The organism is Treponema sp., assembly GCF_051883275.1.
GTDB lineage: Bacteria > Spirochaetota > Spirochaetia > Treponematales > Treponemataceae > Treponema_D.
The window spans coordinates 57,928-74,893 of sequence record NZ_JBJETK010000027.1 but is presented as its reverse complement, the minus strand read 5'-3'; the positions used below and the strand labels follow the sequence as shown (position 1 = coordinate 74,893).

At 41.2% G+C, this 16,966-nt stretch carries 12 protein-coding genes and 1 tRNA gene; 6 read left to right on the top strand and 7 right to left on the bottom strand.

Going from position 1 to position 16,966, the window contains the following annotated elements; translation table 11 throughout:
* Positions 1–314: 314 nt before the first annotated feature.
* From ACI4L0_RS04300 to ACI4L0_RS04290, 3 genes are all read right to left on the bottom strand, one after another.
* Positions 315–1,241, bottom strand: a complete 927-nt coding sequence (locus tag ACI4L0_RS04300; RefSeq protein ID WP_439798932.1) for a glycosyltransferase family A protein — start codon at positions 1,239–1,241, stop codon at positions 315–317.
* A 14-nt stretch (positions 1,242–1,255) separates the two neighbouring features.
* Positions 1,256–2,713: a lipopolysaccharide biosynthesis protein gene (locus ACI4L0_RS04295; RefSeq protein WP_439798934.1), complete on the bottom strand. Its 1,458-nt coding sequence runs from the start codon at positions 2,711–2,713 to the stop codon at positions 1,256–1,258.
* A 98-nt stretch (positions 2,714–2,811) separates the two neighbouring features.
* On the bottom strand, positions 2,812–4,500 hold the full coding sequence (locus ACI4L0_RS04290; RefSeq protein ID WP_439798931.1) for a capsule assembly Wzi family protein: 1,689 nt from the start codon (positions 4,498–4,500) through the stop codon (positions 2,812–2,814).
* A 263-nt stretch (positions 4,501–4,763) separates the two neighbouring features.
* Here ACI4L0_RS04290 and ACI4L0_RS04285 point away from each other — a divergent pair.
* The 3 genes from ACI4L0_RS04285 (at position 4,764) to ACI4L0_RS04275 (ending at position 8,165) form a co-directional block, all read left to right on the top strand.
* Positions 4,764–4,845, top strand: a tRNA-Leu gene (locus tag ACI4L0_RS04285).
* Between the two features lie 182 nt (positions 4,846–5,027).
* On the top strand, positions 5,028–7,433 hold the full coding sequence (gene lon, locus ACI4L0_RS04280) for an endopeptidase La (RefSeq protein WP_439798930.1): 2,406 nt from the start codon (positions 5,028–5,030) through the stop codon (positions 7,431–7,433).
* Between the two features lie 3 nt (positions 7,434–7,436).
* Complete coding sequence (locus ACI4L0_RS04275) at positions 7,437–8,165, top strand: DUF6675 family protein (protein WP_439798929.1); 729 nt, start codon at positions 7,437–7,439, stop codon at positions 8,163–8,165.
* Positions 8,166–8,387: 222 nt separating this feature from the next.
* On the opposite strand, the gene ACI4L0_RS04270 is transcribed toward ACI4L0_RS04275, so the two are convergent.
* From ACI4L0_RS04270 to ACI4L0_RS04260, 3 genes are all read right to left on the bottom strand, one after another.
* Positions 8,388–9,425 (bottom strand): GGGtGRT protein, encoded by a 1,038-nt coding sequence (locus ACI4L0_RS04270; protein WP_439798928.1) that lies wholly within the window; start codon positions 9,423–9,425, stop codon positions 8,388–8,390.
* A 23-nt stretch (positions 9,426–9,448) separates the two neighbouring features.
* On the bottom strand, positions 9,449–10,150 hold the full coding sequence (locus tag ACI4L0_RS04265; RefSeq protein ID WP_078932304.1) for an iron-sulfur cluster assembly scaffold protein: 702 nt from the start codon (positions 10,148–10,150) through the stop codon (positions 9,449–9,451).
* 96 nt (positions 10,151–10,246) lie between these two features.
* The gene (locus ACI4L0_RS04260) at positions 10,247–11,482 is read right to left on the bottom strand and encodes a CotH kinase family protein (RefSeq protein ID WP_439798927.1); all 1,236 of its coding nucleotides are present in this window, start codon (positions 11,480–11,482) and stop codon (positions 10,247–10,249) included.
* Positions 11,483–11,662: 180 nt separating this feature from the next.
* Here ACI4L0_RS04260 and ACI4L0_RS04255 point away from each other — a divergent pair, with 180 nt between their 5' ends.
* The 3 genes from ACI4L0_RS04255 (at position 11,663) to ACI4L0_RS04245 (ending at position 14,754) form a co-directional block, all read left to right on the top strand.
* On the top strand, positions 11,663–12,376 hold the full coding sequence (locus tag ACI4L0_RS04255) for a polyphosphate polymerase domain-containing protein (protein WP_439798926.1): 714 nt from the start codon (positions 11,663–11,665) through the stop codon (positions 12,374–12,376).
* 97 nt (positions 12,377–12,473) lie between these two features.
* Positions 12,474–13,148, top strand: coding sequence for a DUF4956 domain-containing protein (locus ACI4L0_RS04250; protein ID WP_439798925.1), 675 nt, complete (start codon positions 12,474–12,476; stop codon positions 13,146–13,148).
* 250 nt (positions 13,149–13,398) lie between these two features.
* Positions 13,399–14,754, top strand: a complete 1,356-nt coding sequence (locus ACI4L0_RS04245) for a CotH kinase family protein (protein WP_439798924.1) — start codon at positions 13,399–13,401, stop codon at positions 14,752–14,754.
* A 59-nt stretch (positions 14,755–14,813) separates the two neighbouring features.
* Here ACI4L0_RS04245 and ACI4L0_RS04240 read toward each other — a convergent pair whose 3' ends face one another.
* A complete protein-coding gene (locus ACI4L0_RS04240; RefSeq protein WP_439798923.1) occupies positions 14,814–16,805 on the bottom strand; it encodes an aminotransferase class I/II-fold pyridoxal phosphate-dependent enzyme in 1,992 nt (663 codons plus the stop codon).
* Positions 16,806–16,966 lie beyond the last annotated feature (161 nt).

Below are 16,966 nucleotides of genomic sequence, written 5' to 3'. Positions count from 1 at the left end.
ATTTATTTCCGGTAAATGGATTTTTTGCATCAGAAATAACATCTTTCGTTGCCAATGCAGGTGTATCAGCATTCGTCATAAAAGTCATATATGGACGGTGAATATCGTTAACATAAACGTGGACCAAAGTGAGCAGTGTTCGCCTCTGGTTCTATGAAAGTTACATAAAGAAAAAGGTTGCTACCAGAATAGCCATAAACGAGGCTATGAAATACTTCATATAAAACAATCTTTTGAGAACGGTTATTTGTTTGAATAATTCCGTATATATGTAAAGTATAATAATACCGATGGTCACAGAACATTATATTTTATCAGAATACATCACAAACAAGTTGATCGAAGGAATACAAATTCCTTAAAATTGCGATATATTCATCATTTTTATATTCCTTTACATTCTCTTGGTTCAGTGCTAGTTCTTGAGAAGTTTTTATTTCATACGGCTCAGGAGAATAGAATAGAGAAAGAGGGGCTGCAACTACTTTTTTGCGATTGAGCAGCTGCATGAATTTCAACCAGATGTCGTCAGCTTTTAAGCAATACATTTTGATTGCCTCTGTATCAAAAGCTCTTTGTGGAAGGATTCCCGGCGGATAGAGAACACCACCAATACCTGTTGCAAACAAGTTATATGACGGTTTCCTGCAAGACGTATAATTGTTTATCCAATTATTATAGGAATACAATTCCTGTTCTTTACTATATATCATTTTATGTACACGGACGGCAGCAATACAATCCGGATATTTTTTATGAGTTCTATACAGCATTTTGACCAAATTTTTGCTGTAAATACTGTCGTCATCTACTGTAATAATGATGTCATTTGGAAAACTCTGCATGGCATAGAAATATTTTTTATGAGGCATCAAATTATCGTTTGTTCTGATAAATTCAATTCCATACTTCTCTAAAATCAAAAGCTCTTCAGGAATAGTAACTGTATCCGTGCCTAAATAGACACAAATTTTATCCGGTTTCATTGACTGCAAACATAATGACTTGAGACACAAAGGAAGTGTTTCAAATCGCTGGGGAAAAGATGTCAGGCTGACAATAATCTTTTTTTCTCTTGGCACGGTATTTAGCCCATACTGAAATTCTGAAGAAGATACGACTCTTTTTATATGATTCTTAAAAGGAGCATACACAATCTTTTTTATTTTCCGTAGAATCCTATGGTTGTAAAAAGTAAATAATTTATCACCAAAACTGGTGGAAACACAAATTTTTCTCATTTTAATTTTTAACCTCATTTTTCAACCGGGCCTTTTTTTAGCCGAAATTTCTCTTTAATGAAGCGAGGAAAAATCGGATAATAAAAGACATACTGTTTGGTTACAGCCAGAAGAATGATATATATTAAGACAAGAACACTCATTTTTATGCATAGCGACAAAAACAAGGTTTTAACTTGCAAAATACTGTTACATGCAATGCCTGCACAGAATAATACCATCAGTATAGAAATATCAGGAACGAGAGCCTTCAAAAACCGCAAAAATGATTCTCCCATTGAAATATGTATCAACATAAACATGGAAATGATAAAATTAAGGTTATAGGAAACAGAAACTGTAAATGATAAAACTTCTATTTTCCGGAGTGAAATTCCGATGCAGATAAAGAAAATTGTAATAGCGGTTGTAATGCAACAACTTAAAAAGCATCGTTTTGTGTCACCAAGTGCATTAAAAAGAGAACCTGATGTTCCTGTAATCATTTGAGCCCAAATTCCAAAACTCATATATGTGAAACAGTTTACCGCAGAATTCCATTGAGAACCGTATAGTAACAGAATTATTTCTCTGCTACAGCAAAAACATACTGCTGTTATAAAAATTCCTATAAGTGAAAGCAGCTTGACGACTTTCATGTATTGCTTGTAGATAAACGGCCTGTTGCCTTGATAATCTGAAAGAATAGGGTGCAGTACAGGCGTTATGATATTCGTCAGGTTTTGAACCGGATAAAGCATAAAATGATAAGCTTTGTTGTATTGGGCAAGTTCTTCATTTCCAAGTGATTTTCCTAAAAGCAGCTTGTCCAAATTCCGTGCAAAGTAATTGACAAAATTGAATAGAAAATTATATCCGCTATAGCCGCGGATTTTTTTTAACACTGACCAATTTATTTTCAATCGGAAATGAACGGACGCATTTTTCAAATTCCACAGGAAGATTAAAATACTGCTTGTGACGGACTGTATGACAAGTGCGTAGTATTTAAAATTCAGCAGGGCAAGAACTATCGTAACTCCGTACGTCAGGACTGAAACAACAATCAGCCTGATTCCTATAAGAAGGAATTTTTTTTCACGGCGCAAAATTCCGTCAGGAACAGCATTGATTGTATTAAAGAAAATTGACGAAGAAAGTATAATGCAGATTGGTATATAAACGGTATTCTTATAAAATATACTGACAGGATATGCAAGTGCAATAAAAACTATCATCAATCCTAATCCAAACCAGCATGAAAATGAAAACAGACTGTCAATATCATCTTGCGTGAAATCCTTGTTTTGAATAACTGCAATTCCAAGTCCGCAATTTGATAGGACAATAAAAAAAGATGTAAAAACTGTAACTATTGCAACAATTCCATAATCATTAGGTGTTAAAATTCTAGAAAGTAATGCAGAAAAGAGAATACAAAAAAAAATATTTATATATTTTGAAACAGCAGTTATAAGAGATGCTTTTTTCATTGATATTTCAGCCATATTCTCTGTAATTTTCCTAAATGTATTTTGTTTGCTCTTTGATTATAAATGATTTTAAACTTAATATAAAGAAAAAAACATGATTAAAAAATGAATTTCATTCTCAATGCAAGATTAACGTTCCATCTTTCTGTTAATTCTCCTTCATTTGTAAATAAAGGATTATGATCATATGAAGTAACAGCAGATATGCCTAATAAAAATGATTCATTCAGGTAATAATCCGCACCTAGTCCAGATGATAAAATAACTCGTATGCCATGCTGTCTTTCATTGCCAGACTGGTCTTTTGTTAAAAACCATGTATAATCAAGGTCAGGATTTACTCTTTGCAAGAACAAATTGAAGGCTCCTTTTGGATAGTATAGATTAAATCCAATATACTGGCTGTTTCCACCTGTCATGGAGGCACCTAGCCATTGTCCTTTATTTGTATATCCCTGAGTTATAATGTGATGGGCATAGAATGTTGTTGGCCAGAGTAATTCATAATCTCTAGAAGACTCAAGATTGGTACACTCTAATAATAATTCTCCTTTAATTGAGTTTGAAAATATAATTGTTTTCCGTATACCAGCAGTCCAGCCCTGTGTATGAAATGGATAACGAAGCATATAATCTATATTTGGACTGTAATCATTGCGTCCCCATTCAAGATATATCTCAAGTCCTACAGGTTCAAAAATCCAGTCTGCTGTAAATGAAAAACGCTGGTCATTATTATCATCACCACCGGAAGAATCAAAAGGAAGATATATATGAAATAGAGAATACTTGTTTATATCATCCCATTTGCTTAGCATGGTTCTGTTTAAGCCTAATGTAAGATCTGTAAATGGTAATTTCCATGCAAAAGAAAATCCTGAAATTAAATTATTGTTGTTATTATTATCATTATCAAAATACTCCGATTCAGAAAGTTTTCCCCACCAGGATCGTAACTCTATGTCTCCCATATACCAATTACAATAAGGAAAATAAATCGGTGTTTTTTTTAGTCCTATGTCGATTTTTGGATAGGAAGCAGCATTATTAGAGTGAATTATAGGATTGATTTGTGCTGGTCCAAGCCATGGAGTCTGAAATCCAAAACCGGCCGTAAGTGTATACCATGTATAGCGGACTTCTGTGTCTCCCCAGTCAAACGTAAAAAATGAATTGTTTCCAAATCTCTGGGGTGCATCGATATAAGTAACTCCATAATATCCATATTCAGATGCTTTGCCGTCATAAATTGTAGAATTGCCGTCATTGTCTTTTTCTGAATAATTTGGCTTGATATACTCAAATTCCTTGTTCTGGCTGTAGGTCATCTGCGGTTTGAATGTCAGTTCCAGGCCGAATGTTTCAATTCTTGCGCCTGCTGTGAAGCTTGCGTTATAGCCTTTTCCCTGCCACAGCGCGCCGTCGTTCTGTCCGTATGGGGCTTTTGTGTTGTAGCTGTTGAACCATTCAGGGCCGTATACTTTAAGCACAAGGTTCTGGTTTATTCCGCGTGAAAAAAAATCATCGTAAACTACATTTGGGGTGAACATAATCTGCTTTTTTCCGAGATTGTTATTCTCCCATAGATGCGAAGGCTCTTCTCCGTCTGTGGTTATAAAATTCCATTCATTGTCGCTGAGGGTGCGGTAGTTGAGTGTAGGGCGCTCTGTTATTCCCTGCAAGGAAAGAAAATTGTAGTATTCCTCTTCGGTTGATTTCAGGGCTTCCTGTGAAAAGACAAATGCAGGGAGCAGTATTAAAGTAGCTATAAAGTTGATTTTTTTCATGAATGAAGTTTATATTTTTGGTGTAAAATAATCAACAGACATCAATGCAGGTTTTCGGCTGGCCATGGAGGAGCAAAAAACACTTGTATTCGCAAAAGTAAAAAATACGCTGCATTTAAGGCATATCTATGGAAAGAGTTGTGTAATTTTTTCTGAAAGCTGAACTTCCAATCAAGAAGAATTTTTTTTGAAAAAAAAGCTCTTTTCTATTGACATTGTTTTTTTATGCTGATATAGTATTTTTACGCTTTGTAAAAAGCAATGCGGGGATGGTGGAATTGGTAGACACGCCAGCTTGAGGTGCTGGTGGCGCAAGCTGTGCCTGTTCAAGTCAGGTTCTCCGCAGCAAAAGGACTGTTCATGCAGTCCTTTTTTTTATTTTAAATTACTCTGTGCAAATTTCTTGTTTTCTCCCTGAAAATTGCGCTCGCATGCTTTAAGGAAATCCCTGAATTCATTTTATTCACAAGCTTTTTGACGGGCGGAAGAATTTGTAATTTTCAATCTTTTAGATTATATTATAGAGTATGAAAAAACAATCTAGCGAAAAAGATGTTCTGGGGCTTCCTGCTGAAACCCAGCTTCCTTTAAAATTGAATATTCTTCCTATTGGCGGCCGTCCGATTTTTCCGGGAATTTTTACGCCGCTTATGATAAACAGTCCTGAGGATATAAAGGTTATTGAAGAGTCCATGGCGGGAGACGGATTCATAGGAATTGTAATGCTCCGTGAAGACAAGGAAAATCCTTCTGCTGTTGACCTTCACAAAGTTGGAACAGTCGCGCGTATTATAAAGAAAATAAATCTTCCTGACGGCGGCGTGAATGCCTTTGTGTCCACGTTGCAGAGGTTCAAGATCCGCAAGGTTCTGAGCGGCTCCGGCCCTGTTGCGGCTGCGGTTGACTATCTTGACGACGAGGAGGACAACACTTTTGAAGTCAAGGCCCTTACCCGCGCGCTTATAAGCGAGATGAAGGAAATCAGCGAAAACAATCCCATGTTCAGCGAGGAGATGCGCCTCAACATGGTGAATATTGATCATCCTGGAAAAATTGCGGATTTTATTGTTTCCATTCTGAATATCGATAAAGAAGACCAGCAGAAGGTTCTGGAGATGACCAATGTCCGGAAGCGCATGGAGCAGGTTCTTGTCTACATAAAAAAAGAGCAGGAGATTTTCCGTGTCCAGAAGAAAATTCAGACTGAGCTGAACGAGAAGGTTGAAAAGAACCAGCGCGAGTATTTTCTGCGCGAGGAAATGAAGAGCATACAGGAGGAGCTTGGAATTGCAGGCGACTCAAAGACCGGAGACTATCAGAAGTTTAAGTCAAAGATTGACTCCTTTAATTTCACCGGGGAAGTGAAGGAAACCCTGGACAGTGAGCTTGAAAAATTCCGCCTGCTTGATCCGCATGACCCTGATTACAACATGAGCCGCAATTATCTTGAGACAGTCACCGCTCTTCCGTGGAATGACGAGCCTCTTGAAAGCTACAGCATTGAGAAGGCTTCAAAAATTCTTGAGGGCGACCATTACGGTCTTGAGGATGTCAAGAAGCGGATTATAGAGCACCTTGCAGTGCGCATGCTCAAGAATGACGGAAAAGGCTCCGTTCTGATTCTTGTGGGGCCTCCGGGCGTTGGAAAGACAAGCGTGGGGCGTTCCATTGCGAATGCCATGAACAAAAAATTCTTCAGGTTCAGCGTGGGCGGCGAGCATGATGAGTCCAAGATAAAGGGCTTCAGGCGCACTTACATCGGCTCTATGCCCGGACAGATTATCGAGGGGCTTAAAATCACAAAGTCGAAGGCTCCTGTTTTTATGATTGATGAGGTTGACAAGATGAATGCGAGCGCACAGGGAGATCCTTCCGCGGCGCTGCTTGAAGTTCTTGATCCGGAGCAGAACAGCTCATTCCGCGACAGCTACCTGAATCTTCCGTTTGACTTGAGCAAGGTTTTTTTTATTCTTACCGCGAATACGCTGGATACAATTCCTCGCCCTCTGCTTGACCGTGCGGAAATCATAGAGCTTTCAGGATACATTGATCAGGAAAAAATTGAGATTGCCCAGAAATATCTTGTTCCCAGAAATCTTGTTAAAAACGGATTTAAAAAGTCCCAGGTGAAATTTTCAAAGTCTGCGCTTGCACTTATTGCGACTGAATACGCAAGGGAAGCCGGTGTGCGGAATTTTGAAAAGTGCATTGATAAAATAAACAGGAAGCTTGCCGCTGAGGAAGTCTGCGAGCTGGAAAAGAAGGGCGTGTCTGATTCTCAGAAGATGGGGGCGGCTCTTTCAAAGAAATCGTACAGCATCGGAATTCCTGAAGTTAGAAAATATCTTGGAAAGGCTGTTTTTGATGAAAGCCAGATAAAGTCTGCGTCTGTTCCCGGCACTGCGGTTGGGCTTGCCTGGACGAGCATGGGCGGAGACACTCTGCTTTTGGAGTCCATTGCGATAAAGTCTTCAAAGGGCGGTCTTCAGCTTACAGGACAGATGGGCGATGTCATGAAGGAAAGCGCGCAGATTGCCATGAACTGGAGCCGTCAGCACGCAATAGAAGAAAAAATCAAGGACAGCAAGTGGTTTGATGAAAATACGGTTCACCTTCATATACCGGAGGGCGCAACTCCAAAGGACGGCCCGAGCGCGGGTATTACAATGGCGGTGGCGTTTACTTCGCTTTTAAAAGGCAGAAAGATACGTCCGCATATTGCGATGACAGGCGAGCTTAGCCTTACAGGGCAGGTGCTTCCGATAGGAGGTCTCAGGGAAAAAACAGTCGCCGCCAAGCGCAACAAGATAAAGACTGTTATAATTCCCAAGGCAAATGTGCGCGACCTTGACGAGATTCCGGAGCATGTGAAAACCGGAATGAAATTTATTCCTGTGTCGCATGTCCAGGAAGTCATAGACATTGTGTTTTGATTTATGAAATTCTCTGCTGTTTTTCTTGCCGGGCTTTTGATTTTTTCTTCTGCCGTGTCTGCTTTTCCATTTAATGAAAAACTTTCGGGGCAGGAGCTTGAGTCGGCGCTCAATGGAAATGTTCTTATCAGGAACATAAGTTCGTATAAGAATATTTGCCTTGACATTGACAACGATGAAGTGAATGAGTGTCTTCAGGAGCTCAGGGAGCTTAATCCGAGGTATTTTGTGGAGGTTCTTCAGATCCGCAAGGTCAAGCCGGATGATAGAATCATAGAAAAGCTTTCATCGATACTTTTGAATGTTGATTCATACACAAAAATTCCTTACTACTCTGAGCGGTACGGAACGACTACTCCTCTTTATTCATATTGCAGCGTGTTGTCCAGGCTGAATTCGGGCGGACTTTATAGTTTTACCGCGGATATGACAATGCCTCCTTTTGAGATGTATACAGCTGAAATTTCAATAAAAACAGACTATGAGAATTTTTTGCTATACAAGTCAAGAAATCTTAATGATATGAACTGTATTTCGTTTGTGCGTGTAAAGGAAAACTGTCTGCGCTCCGTGATTTTTGCATTCAGGGACGGCGACAGCTGGATTATATACGGGGTAGGGGCGGCAAAGGCTCCCAAGCTGAAGATTTTTACAAGCCGGATTGAAACTGCCTTTATCTCAAGAGTGAAGGCTTTCTGCTCCTACGCAACATCATTCCTTGATGCCGACTGATATCGGAATTCCCCTGCGCAAAAAAAAAGCCCTTCCAATTACGGAAGAGCCTTTTTTTATAAAAATCAGCTTAGAATGAACCGGCAACAGCTACTGCGCAGGCAACTGTACATTTCGCAACCTGCGGTTGCTTATCAGTTTTGTTTCCTTTCTTTTATCAAGGAAAACAAAACTGACCTACGGCTGCCCCGTTGCTAAAATTCTTTGTATGTAGAAAATTGCTTAGAAACTACCAGCAACTGCTACTGCACAGGCAACGGTGCATCCTACCATCGGGTTGTTTCCCATTCCCATAAAGCCCATCATTTCTACGTGAGCCGGAACTGAAGAAGAACCCGCAAACTGTGCGTCTGAGTGCATACGTCCCAGAGTATCAGTAAATCCGTAAGAAGCAGGACCTGCAGCCATATTATCCGGGTGGAGAGTACGTCCTGTACCGCCGCCAGAAGCTACAGAGAAGTAGTTTTTGCCTGCAAGGAAGCGTTCTTTCTTGTAAGTTCCTGCAACAGGGTGCTGGAAGCGAGTAGGGTTAGTTGAGTTTCCTGTGATTGAAACGTCTACGTCCTCGTGCCACATAATTGCAACGCCTTCGCGAACGTCGTCAGCACCGTAGCATTTTACGATAAGGCGGTCAGGATTGTTTCCGTAAGGAATTTCTTTTACGACTGTAAGAGCCTTGTCAGTTCCTTCGCCGTTGAAGTAGTCAAACTTAGTCTGAACATAAGTAAAACCGTTGATGCGGCTGATAATCTGAGCGGCATCTTTTCCAAGACCGTTCAAGATAACGCGGAGCTTGTTCTTGCGTACTTTGTTTGCGTTTGCAGCGATTTTGATTGCACCTTCTGCAGCGGCGAATGATTCGTGTCCTGCAAGGAATGCAAAGCACTGTGTATCTTCAGAAAGAAGGCGTGCGCCAAGGTTTCCGTGACCAAGACCTACTTTGCGGTCATCAGCTACAGAACCAGGAAGGCAGAATGCCTGAAGTCCTTTACCGATATTTGCAGCGGCAGTAGAACCAGTTTTGTCGCCTGTTTTTTCTGCTTCTTTGATTGCAATTGCAGAGCCAAGAACGTAAGCCCATTTTGCATCTTCAAAACAAATCTGCTGAGTTGACTGGCAGATTTCATACGGATCAAATCCGCGTGATTTGCAGAGGTCGCGTGCTTCCTGCAATCCTTTTTCGCCTTCTGCAAAACCATATTCTTTAAGAGCCTTATTTACCTGCGGGATACGGCCTTCGTAATCTTCAAATAATGACATATTGTTATCCTCCGTTCCTACAATTAGTTCTTTCTAGGGTCGATAAGTTTTACCATACCCTGATCTTCTGTTACGCGGCCATAATGTGTGCGCGCTCCGGCAATAGCTTCTTCAGCAGGTTTTCCGGCTTTAAGAGCATCCATCAGTTTTCCGAAGTTAATGCAGTTGTAACCGATAACCTGATTGTCCTTGTCAACAGCCATTGTTTCAACGTAGCCTTCTGTCATTTCAAGGTAGCGAGGGCCAGTCTTGCGTGTTGCAAACATAGTTCCGACCTGTGAACGAAGGTTCTTTCCGAGGTCTTCAAGAGAAGCACCTACTTTAAGACCGTCTTTAGAGTAAGCTGACTGAGTACGTCCGTAAACAATCTGCATAAAAAGTTCGCGCATTGCAGTGTTGATTGCATCGCATACAAGGTCAGTGTTAAGCGCTTCAAGAAGAGTTTTTCCGATAAGGATTTCTGAAGCCATAGCAGCCGAATGCGTCATTCCCGAACATCCGATTGTTTCTACAAGAGCTTCTTCAATAATGCCGTCTTTAACGTTCAAAGAAAGCTTGCAGGCACCCTGCTGCGGTGCACACCAGCCGATTCCGTGTGTAAATCCGGAAATATCTTCAATTTTTTTTGCCTGTACCCATTCGCCTTCTTCAGGAATCGGGGCAGGTCCGTGATATGCGCCTTTTGCCAAAGGACACATATGCTCTACTTCTGCAGTGTACTTCATACCATTTACCTCGAGATATGTATAAATATGAATCCGGCTGAAAATAAGAAACCGCCGAAATCTTGGGTCGGATTATACCATTTTGAGAATCTAAATTCAATCAGCGGAATAAGCGTTGTCAATCCATTGCATCCGCTTTGTTAAAAAGTCAGCCATGTAGTCAACTTCGCTCTTGTAGGTTTTACGCTTTTTCCATCCGGGCGCATGAGGCCACTGCCGCCGTCCTATATTCCGCCATACGGAGTCATTCAGCTCTACGTAGGGCTGTGTTTCCTTTGCCTTTTCTTCAAGCCATGAAAACGAAGAGTCCAGCAGGAGCCTGGTTTCGTGCCAGCGGGATTTTACAAGGGATTCGAAGTGCTCGTCTTCAAGCAGACGTTTGTACCAGTGCGATTTTCCTATCCAAAGCCCTTCCGGCTCCTGGCATTTGTCGTAGCTGATATTTCCGCATGAGATGTCCATGTCCCAGACCGGGCCCATGTAGAGCTTTTTTGTCTGCGAGTTGTAATAAAAATAGCACGAGGCCTGGAATCGCGCATCATGGTTCTTGGTGAATTCATTTATAAGATACCAGTCGACAAACGAGTCCGTGTCTATTACACTCTGCCAGCCTTTTTCATTCGATTTGAATTCATCTGAAAAAATGACGTCCTCCGCGTTTTGAATAATGTCTGCCATTGACTTGTATTCGGATTCGGACTTGTCCTTCATGCGTATGCTGACTTTTACGCCCCTTGTTGTGACGAAATTCCATTCCTTGTTCATTCTGGAATTTACATTTGCAAGAAATGACCCCTCTGGAAGATCAAACTTGTCGAATTCTATCTTTTCTGTGACGGCATAAAGCCCGTTGTATTTGCCGTTGAGAAAAAGCGCCGCAAAACGTGAGCTGGGAATCCATTTCATTCTGTTCCAGACTTTGCGCGAAAGAAAATATCCGTATTCGTTTCTGAGCGAAGTCTTGTCGGCAGTGTTTGCCATCAAAATCCATTTCCGGGAGCTTTCCATTCCAAGGAGGGGCTGCGGCTCGTTCAGCTTCAGAAGGTATGAGCGCTTGTAAAGCTCCCTTGTTACCCATGTTGTGTTTCCGTGGCCGCGGATTTTACATTCGCCTGTAAGGCCTTCAATTTCGTAGCGCGCCGGAATGTAGTCCGTCTTGGAATTGATTTTTTTTCCTGCCATTGTATCTATGAAAAGAACAGGGAGACCTTCTTCCATGCATTTTTCCGGTGAAATCTGCGTTTTTGAGGAAGTGAAAAACATCACAAGCAGAATTACGGACAACACCGCAGGGATAATGAAATTTTTGAACTTGGCAGACTTGAAATACATTTTTTTATTTATACCATTATTTTTTTTTTTCTTCAACTTGAGAATTTTATCAAATTACTGTTAATTTTTTGTTAATTATTTCCATTTTACCCCCCCCTTTACTATTGACAAGGAAAACAACAGGTTGTATTATGCTTGTACTGATGAACAAATGGTAACCAAATTCATTGTGGTGTTGGTATGAAAAAGTATAGGCATGAATACAAGTATATTTCTCCTGAGTATATTCTTCAGATGCAGCAGACTCGCCTGGCTTCTGTGATGGAGCTTGACGGGAACACCGGAGATGCCGGCTGCTATGCAATCAGAAGCATATATTTTGATGATATGTACAATACATGCTTTTCAGAAAATGAAAACGGAACAGACCCGCGCGAAAAATTCAGAATTAGAATTTACAACTGCTCCAAAAGCCGGATTTCGCTTGAGCTGAAGCAGAAGGTGAACGGAATGTGTCTTAAAACCTCATGCCCGGTTCCGCTTGAAACCCTTGAGCAGATAATGGCCGGCAGTGTTCCTGATTTTTCAGCTGAAACTCCCTATCTTTTGAAAAAGCTTATCTGCCAGATGAATTTCCGCATGCTCCGGCCTGTGGAAATCGTTGCCTATGAAAGAGTTCCTTTTATATACCGGGATGGCAATGTCCGCGTGACTTTTGACAGGAATTTGAGGAGCTCAAGCAACATTCAGGATTTTTTTGATGAAAATGCTCCGTTCCGCTCTGTTTTTCCTGATGGAACAAACATGATGGAAGTGAAATTTGATGAGCTGCTGCCGGATTTTATAAATGAAGTGTGCCAGTGCGGACAGCTACAGTGGTCGTCTTTTTCAAAGTATTATGTATGCAGGAAATTTGACCTGCACGGAATACGCTCTGTGTTTCCGGGCGCATAAAAGTAAAGGCGGTTTTTCCGCGTGCTTAAAATTGTAACAAGGGGGCTTCGGAAAGCTTTTTGCTTGAGAGGCTCTGAATAAAAAAGAGAGGTATTTTATGGGATTTAAGGATATTTTTAAGAAGTCGTTTATTCAGGGCTTTACACGCTATGATGCAACTCCTGAAAACATTATTGTTGTTTTTGTAATTGCTTCGTTTTTTGCGCTTTACATTTTCTTTGCCTACAGGCTTTTGACTAGAAGAACTTTTTATTCAAAGTCATTTAATATTGCCCTTCCTGCGCTTGTTCTGATTACAGCCGGAGTTATTCTTACCATACAGTCGAGCGTTGTGATTTCTCTTGGTATGGTCGGTGCGCTTTCTATTGTCCGCTTCAGGACTGCTGTAAAGGATCCGCTGGATTTGGTTTTTCTTTTCTGGGCGATTTCAACTGGAATTATCTGCGGCGCAGGGCTTGCTCAGATTTCCTGCCTGCTGGCGTTTGTGCTGACTTTTGCGCTCTTTGTGCTTGACAGGCTTCCTGTTGCAAAGGCTCCGAAAATTCTGATGGTGAGCGGCGGCCGCTATGACCTTGAGGGCGAAATAATGGCTCTTGTTGAAAAGCACTGCAAGTATTTCACTGTAAAGAGCCGCGCATTTTCAAACGGAAAAATAAATATGGTTGTGGAAATCCGCGCAAAAAATGATTCTGAACTGCTTCAGGAAGTTGCCGCATTGAGCGATGTGACTTCATCTACAATTCTTGCGCATGACGGCGAGGTTACTTACTAGAAAAGCGTTTTTAGAGTTGTCTAATAGGCACTCTTCAAAAATTTCTGCGGGCTTTGAAATCTGCGTGGCGTGGAGATGGAGCATCGCATTTTTAGCCGCCTCTAAAAGCTTTGGTTTTTAGGGGCGTTTTATTCGTGCCGAGGGTAAGCCCCGGATGCGATACACTGGGAAATATTCCCCGGTGCTTGGCTTGCGGGGAATGTTGATTCTTGCAGAAAATAAATTTTTCGGCGGTTTGGAGTTTTGGAGCATGAGACTTGTTAGCGGAATAAAGAGATATTCCTGTTTTTTTTATCTGGCACTGTTTTTGCTTGCGTCCAGTTCTTTTTTTGTTTTTCTTGTTTCTTCCAACAGCAAAGTGACTTTTGAGCAGTGCGAAAAGCTTGGTCTGCCGATTCTTGAGATTACCACGGAAAACTATAAGTCCGTGAAAAGCAAGGAAAAATATATTAACGCATCCTACGAATTTTCCGGGGCGGAAAATTTAGGCGGAAATCATTCCGGCAAGTGCAAAATCCGCGGACATGGAAATTCCACATGGAACACAACTTTCACCCAGAAAAGACCTTATCTTTTAAAGCTCAGTTCTCCTGCGGAGCTGCTGGGACTTCCTGCCGCGGCTAAATGGATTTTAATGGCAAACGCGTGCGACCGTGCAATGCTCAGAAATTACTACGCCGAATATCTTACCCACAATGTCTGGGACAGAATGAGATGGAATCCGTCTTCAAAATACATTACGCTTTTTTTAAACGGAAAATATCTGGGGCTTTACGGTCTTACAGAAAAAGTTGAAGTTGAGAAAAACAGAGTTGAATTTGAGGGCGAAGGTTTTCTTGCTGAAATTGACAGCCACGAAGGCCGCCCTTACAAGTTTATTTCAAATTCAGGAATTCGCTTCAATATACGTTCTCCGAAGTCGTCCCAGGAAAACTATGAAAAGTGGGCTGCAAAAATACAATCGCTTGAGGATGTCCTTTATTCTGAGGAATGGAAGGGCGGGGAAGGCTATAAAAAATATTTTGACATGGATTCGTTTGTTGACTGGTATCTGCTCGCGGAATTTTCAAAAAACTACGATGCGAAATTCTACAATTCAGTTTTTATGAACTATGACTATAAAACCGAAAAGCTTTATATGGGGCCTTCGTGGGATCATGACATTGCGTTTGGCAATTCCGCAAAGAGCTCGACTTTTTCAAGCGTATACGGCTCTCCCATGAGCAGCAACGCATGGATTAATCTTTTTTATTTTTTCGATCCTCTGAAGAATTCAACTGCGGCCGGAGATTATGACGGATTTTTGATAAACCAGAGCCACTGGTACAACCGCTTGTTCGCGGACGAAGAATTTGTTGCCCTTGTAAAAGACCGCTGGCAGGAAAAAAGAAAGGAGCTCTGGGATTCTATTGAATGGCTCAGAAAGCAGGGGGAAGCTCTTGATGCTGCGGCTGAGCTTAATGATTCTGTGTGGCACATACTTGGAAGCGCAGCCTGGCCTCGTGTTCCGGGGTACAGAAAAAGAAAAACCTATAAAAGCGAAGTTGATTTTCTTGTTGAGTGGTGCGAAAAAAGATTCCTGTGGCTTGATTTTATTTTGAGATAACAGTAAAAAACTCTGAAAATTCATTTTGAATGAATCTTCAGAGTTTTATGTGTTTTTAATCAGTTGTCAGAAGTTCCCTTTTTCATAAAATCCTTTATAAGGGCAACTACTTTTTCCATTGTTTCCTTTTTATCCAGTGTCACCCTCATTGCAAGCCTGCTGCCTTCAGTCCAGAGGCGCACCAGATATCCGTTCTTGGCAAGGCTGTCCTTGAGCGCCTGAACATCTGTGTTTTCAGGAAAATGCACAAATACAAAATTTGCAGCGGATTCAAATGCCCTTACTCCGGAAATAGAATTCATTTCTTTTATAAAGAAACTTCGGCTCTCTGTTATATCCTTTAAAAGCCCCTTATAGTATTCGCTGTCCTTTAAGGCTGCAATGGCCATTTTGCGGCTTATATTGTTTACCCTGAAAGGATTTACATCAAGCCTGAAAACCTGTTTTGCCATAGGGGCGCACAGTCCGTAGCCAACGCGGATTCCTGCAAGTCCATAAAGCTTGCTGAATGTTCTGCTGAAAACCACATTTGAATATGCCGCTAAGAAATGCCGCACATCGAATTTCTGCTCTGAAAAGCCAAGGTAAGCTTCGTCGACAATTACAAGCGAGGCAGGATTTTCCTTGATTACTTTTTCAAGGTCTGCGGCTGATATAACGGCTCCGGTTGGATTGTGGGGTGTTGTTATTATTATAATTCTCGGAGCAGCCGCACGGGCTTTTTCCATAAGCTCCTTGATGTCAAACTGATATGTTTTTTCCTGGTCATCAGGCACAATGTTGTAGTATTCTGCCTTTGCCATTTTCAGTTCGACAATAGATTTGTAATAGTTCCAAGACGGAGATGAAATGAGAACTGTATCGCCCTTGTTGAGCACAAGAGACATCACTGTTTTTATGACATCAGAAGAGCCGGAATGAATCAGAATATGGTCTGTTGAAATTTCTTCCTGCTTGCTGATTTCAACTGCAAGCTCATCTTCTCTGGTGAGATCATACAGGTAGACATCCTCGTAAGTTGCGTTGCGCAGAATGTCCATGACCTTTGGGCTTGGCTTGAAAAGATTTTCATTTACATGGAGCCGCCCTGTCAGCTGCTCTGTTGCAACAACGGAATAAGTTTTGGTGTCAGCATAGTTTGAAAGATAATTCAGCCGTGTGGAAGAATTCACAATCTCTTCTTCCGCAAAAAACTGCTCTATAAAATCCTTGAAGTTCGGGTAGAACTGAAGAATGTCTTCTGTTGTGTCGAATTCCTTACATTCGTCATCGCTGTAGCCTTTTACCTTGAGTTTCAAATCATCAATATGGCGAATCTGAAAGTCATCCCAGAGCATATACTTTACTTCCGGGTCGTAGTATTCTTTTACCATGTGATCCACAAATTTCTGTGAAAAGTCCCGGCTGAAAAATGCCTCGCCGATTGTGTACCAGCATTTTTCTCCGCCTTTTTTTACGGAAGTCATATAGCCTTCACTGTCAACAGACTTTACACAGTATTCATCAAGAAATTCATCTGTGTATTTGCAGGCATAATATGAGTCGTATACATAGTCACAGTAAACGTTATGCGCGAACCAGTTGTCGCTGCAGCAGATATAGGAATTCTTTAAATAATCCTTTGCGGCATACAGCGAGGAAATATTGTTTTTTTCCTGCCATTCTGTGTTGTCTATTACAATAAGATCCTTGTATTTTTTTGCCATCTCATAGTATTTTTCCTTTAAATATCCAACAACAAGAATAATCTGCTTTATTCCAGCATCATGGAGCTGCTTAATCTGGCGCTCAACCATTGTGTCGCCCTTTATTTCAAAAAGCCCCTTTGGAAGGTAGTTTGAAAGCGGCATGCAGCGGCGGCTTCTTCCTGCTGCCATTATAATAGCGTTGTCAACTTTATATGGCGCAAGGGCTTCGTAGCCTGAGTCTGTGATTTTCCCTGATTTAATCCATCCGTTTTTTTCGCACATAAAAACGGTGTCGCTTGGAAACTGTGAGATGTCTTTCTGTTTATGTACTGCATAAAGCAAATCGAATTCCTTTTCTGTCATTTTTTTCTCCTGATTGAGCGTTTCTGCATAAAATGGAGGAACGCAGATTACTGTATTTTTTCATGCCTCATATTTATCGGGCATGAAAGATTCCGCATGAATCAAATGCTAGTAACACTTGAACCGACTGTTTTCCCTGAACGCGTCGGAAAATTAAAATT

Coding starts and splice junctions, on each gene's coding strand:
- ACI4L0_RS04300 (WP_439798932.1), bottom strand. CDS start 1,241: ATGAGAAAAATTTGTGTTTCCACCAGTTTTGGTGATAAATTATTTACT.
- ACI4L0_RS04295 (WP_439798934.1), bottom strand. CDS start 2,713: ATGAAAAAAGCATCTCTTATAACTGCTGTTTCAAAATATATAAATATT.
- ACI4L0_RS04290 (WP_439798931.1), bottom strand. CDS start 4,500: ATGAAAAAAATCAACTTTATAGCTACTTTAATACTGCTCCCTGCATTT.
- lon (WP_439798930.1), top strand. CDS start 5,028: ATGAAAAAACAATCTAGCGAAAAAGATGTTCTGGGGCTTCCTGCTGAA.
- ACI4L0_RS04275 (WP_439798929.1), top strand. CDS start 7,437: ATGAAATTCTCTGCTGTTTTTCTTGCCGGGCTTTTGATTTTTTCTTCT.
- ACI4L0_RS04270 (WP_439798928.1), bottom strand. CDS start 9,425: ATGTCATTATTTGAAGATTACGAAGGCCGTATCCCGCAGGTAAATAAG.
- ACI4L0_RS04265 (WP_078932304.1), bottom strand. CDS start 10,150: ATGAAGTACACTGCAGAAGTAGAGCATATGTGTCCTTTGGCAAAAGGC.
- ACI4L0_RS04260 (WP_439798927.1), bottom strand. CDS start 11,482: ATGTATTTCAAGTCTGCCAAGTTCAAAAATTTCATTATCCCTGCGGTG.
- ACI4L0_RS04255 (WP_439798926.1), top strand. CDS start 11,663: ATGAAAAAGTATAGGCATGAATACAAGTATATTTCTCCTGAGTATATT.
- ACI4L0_RS04250 (WP_439798925.1), top strand. CDS start 12,474: ATGGGATTTAAGGATATTTTTAAGAAGTCGTTTATTCAGGGCTTTACA.
- ACI4L0_RS04245 (WP_439798924.1), top strand. CDS start 13,399: ATGAGACTTGTTAGCGGAATAAAGAGATATTCCTGTTTTTTTTATCTG.
- ACI4L0_RS04240 (WP_439798923.1), bottom strand. CDS start 16,805: ATGACAGAAAAGGAATTCGATTTGCTTTATGCAGTACATAAACAGAAA.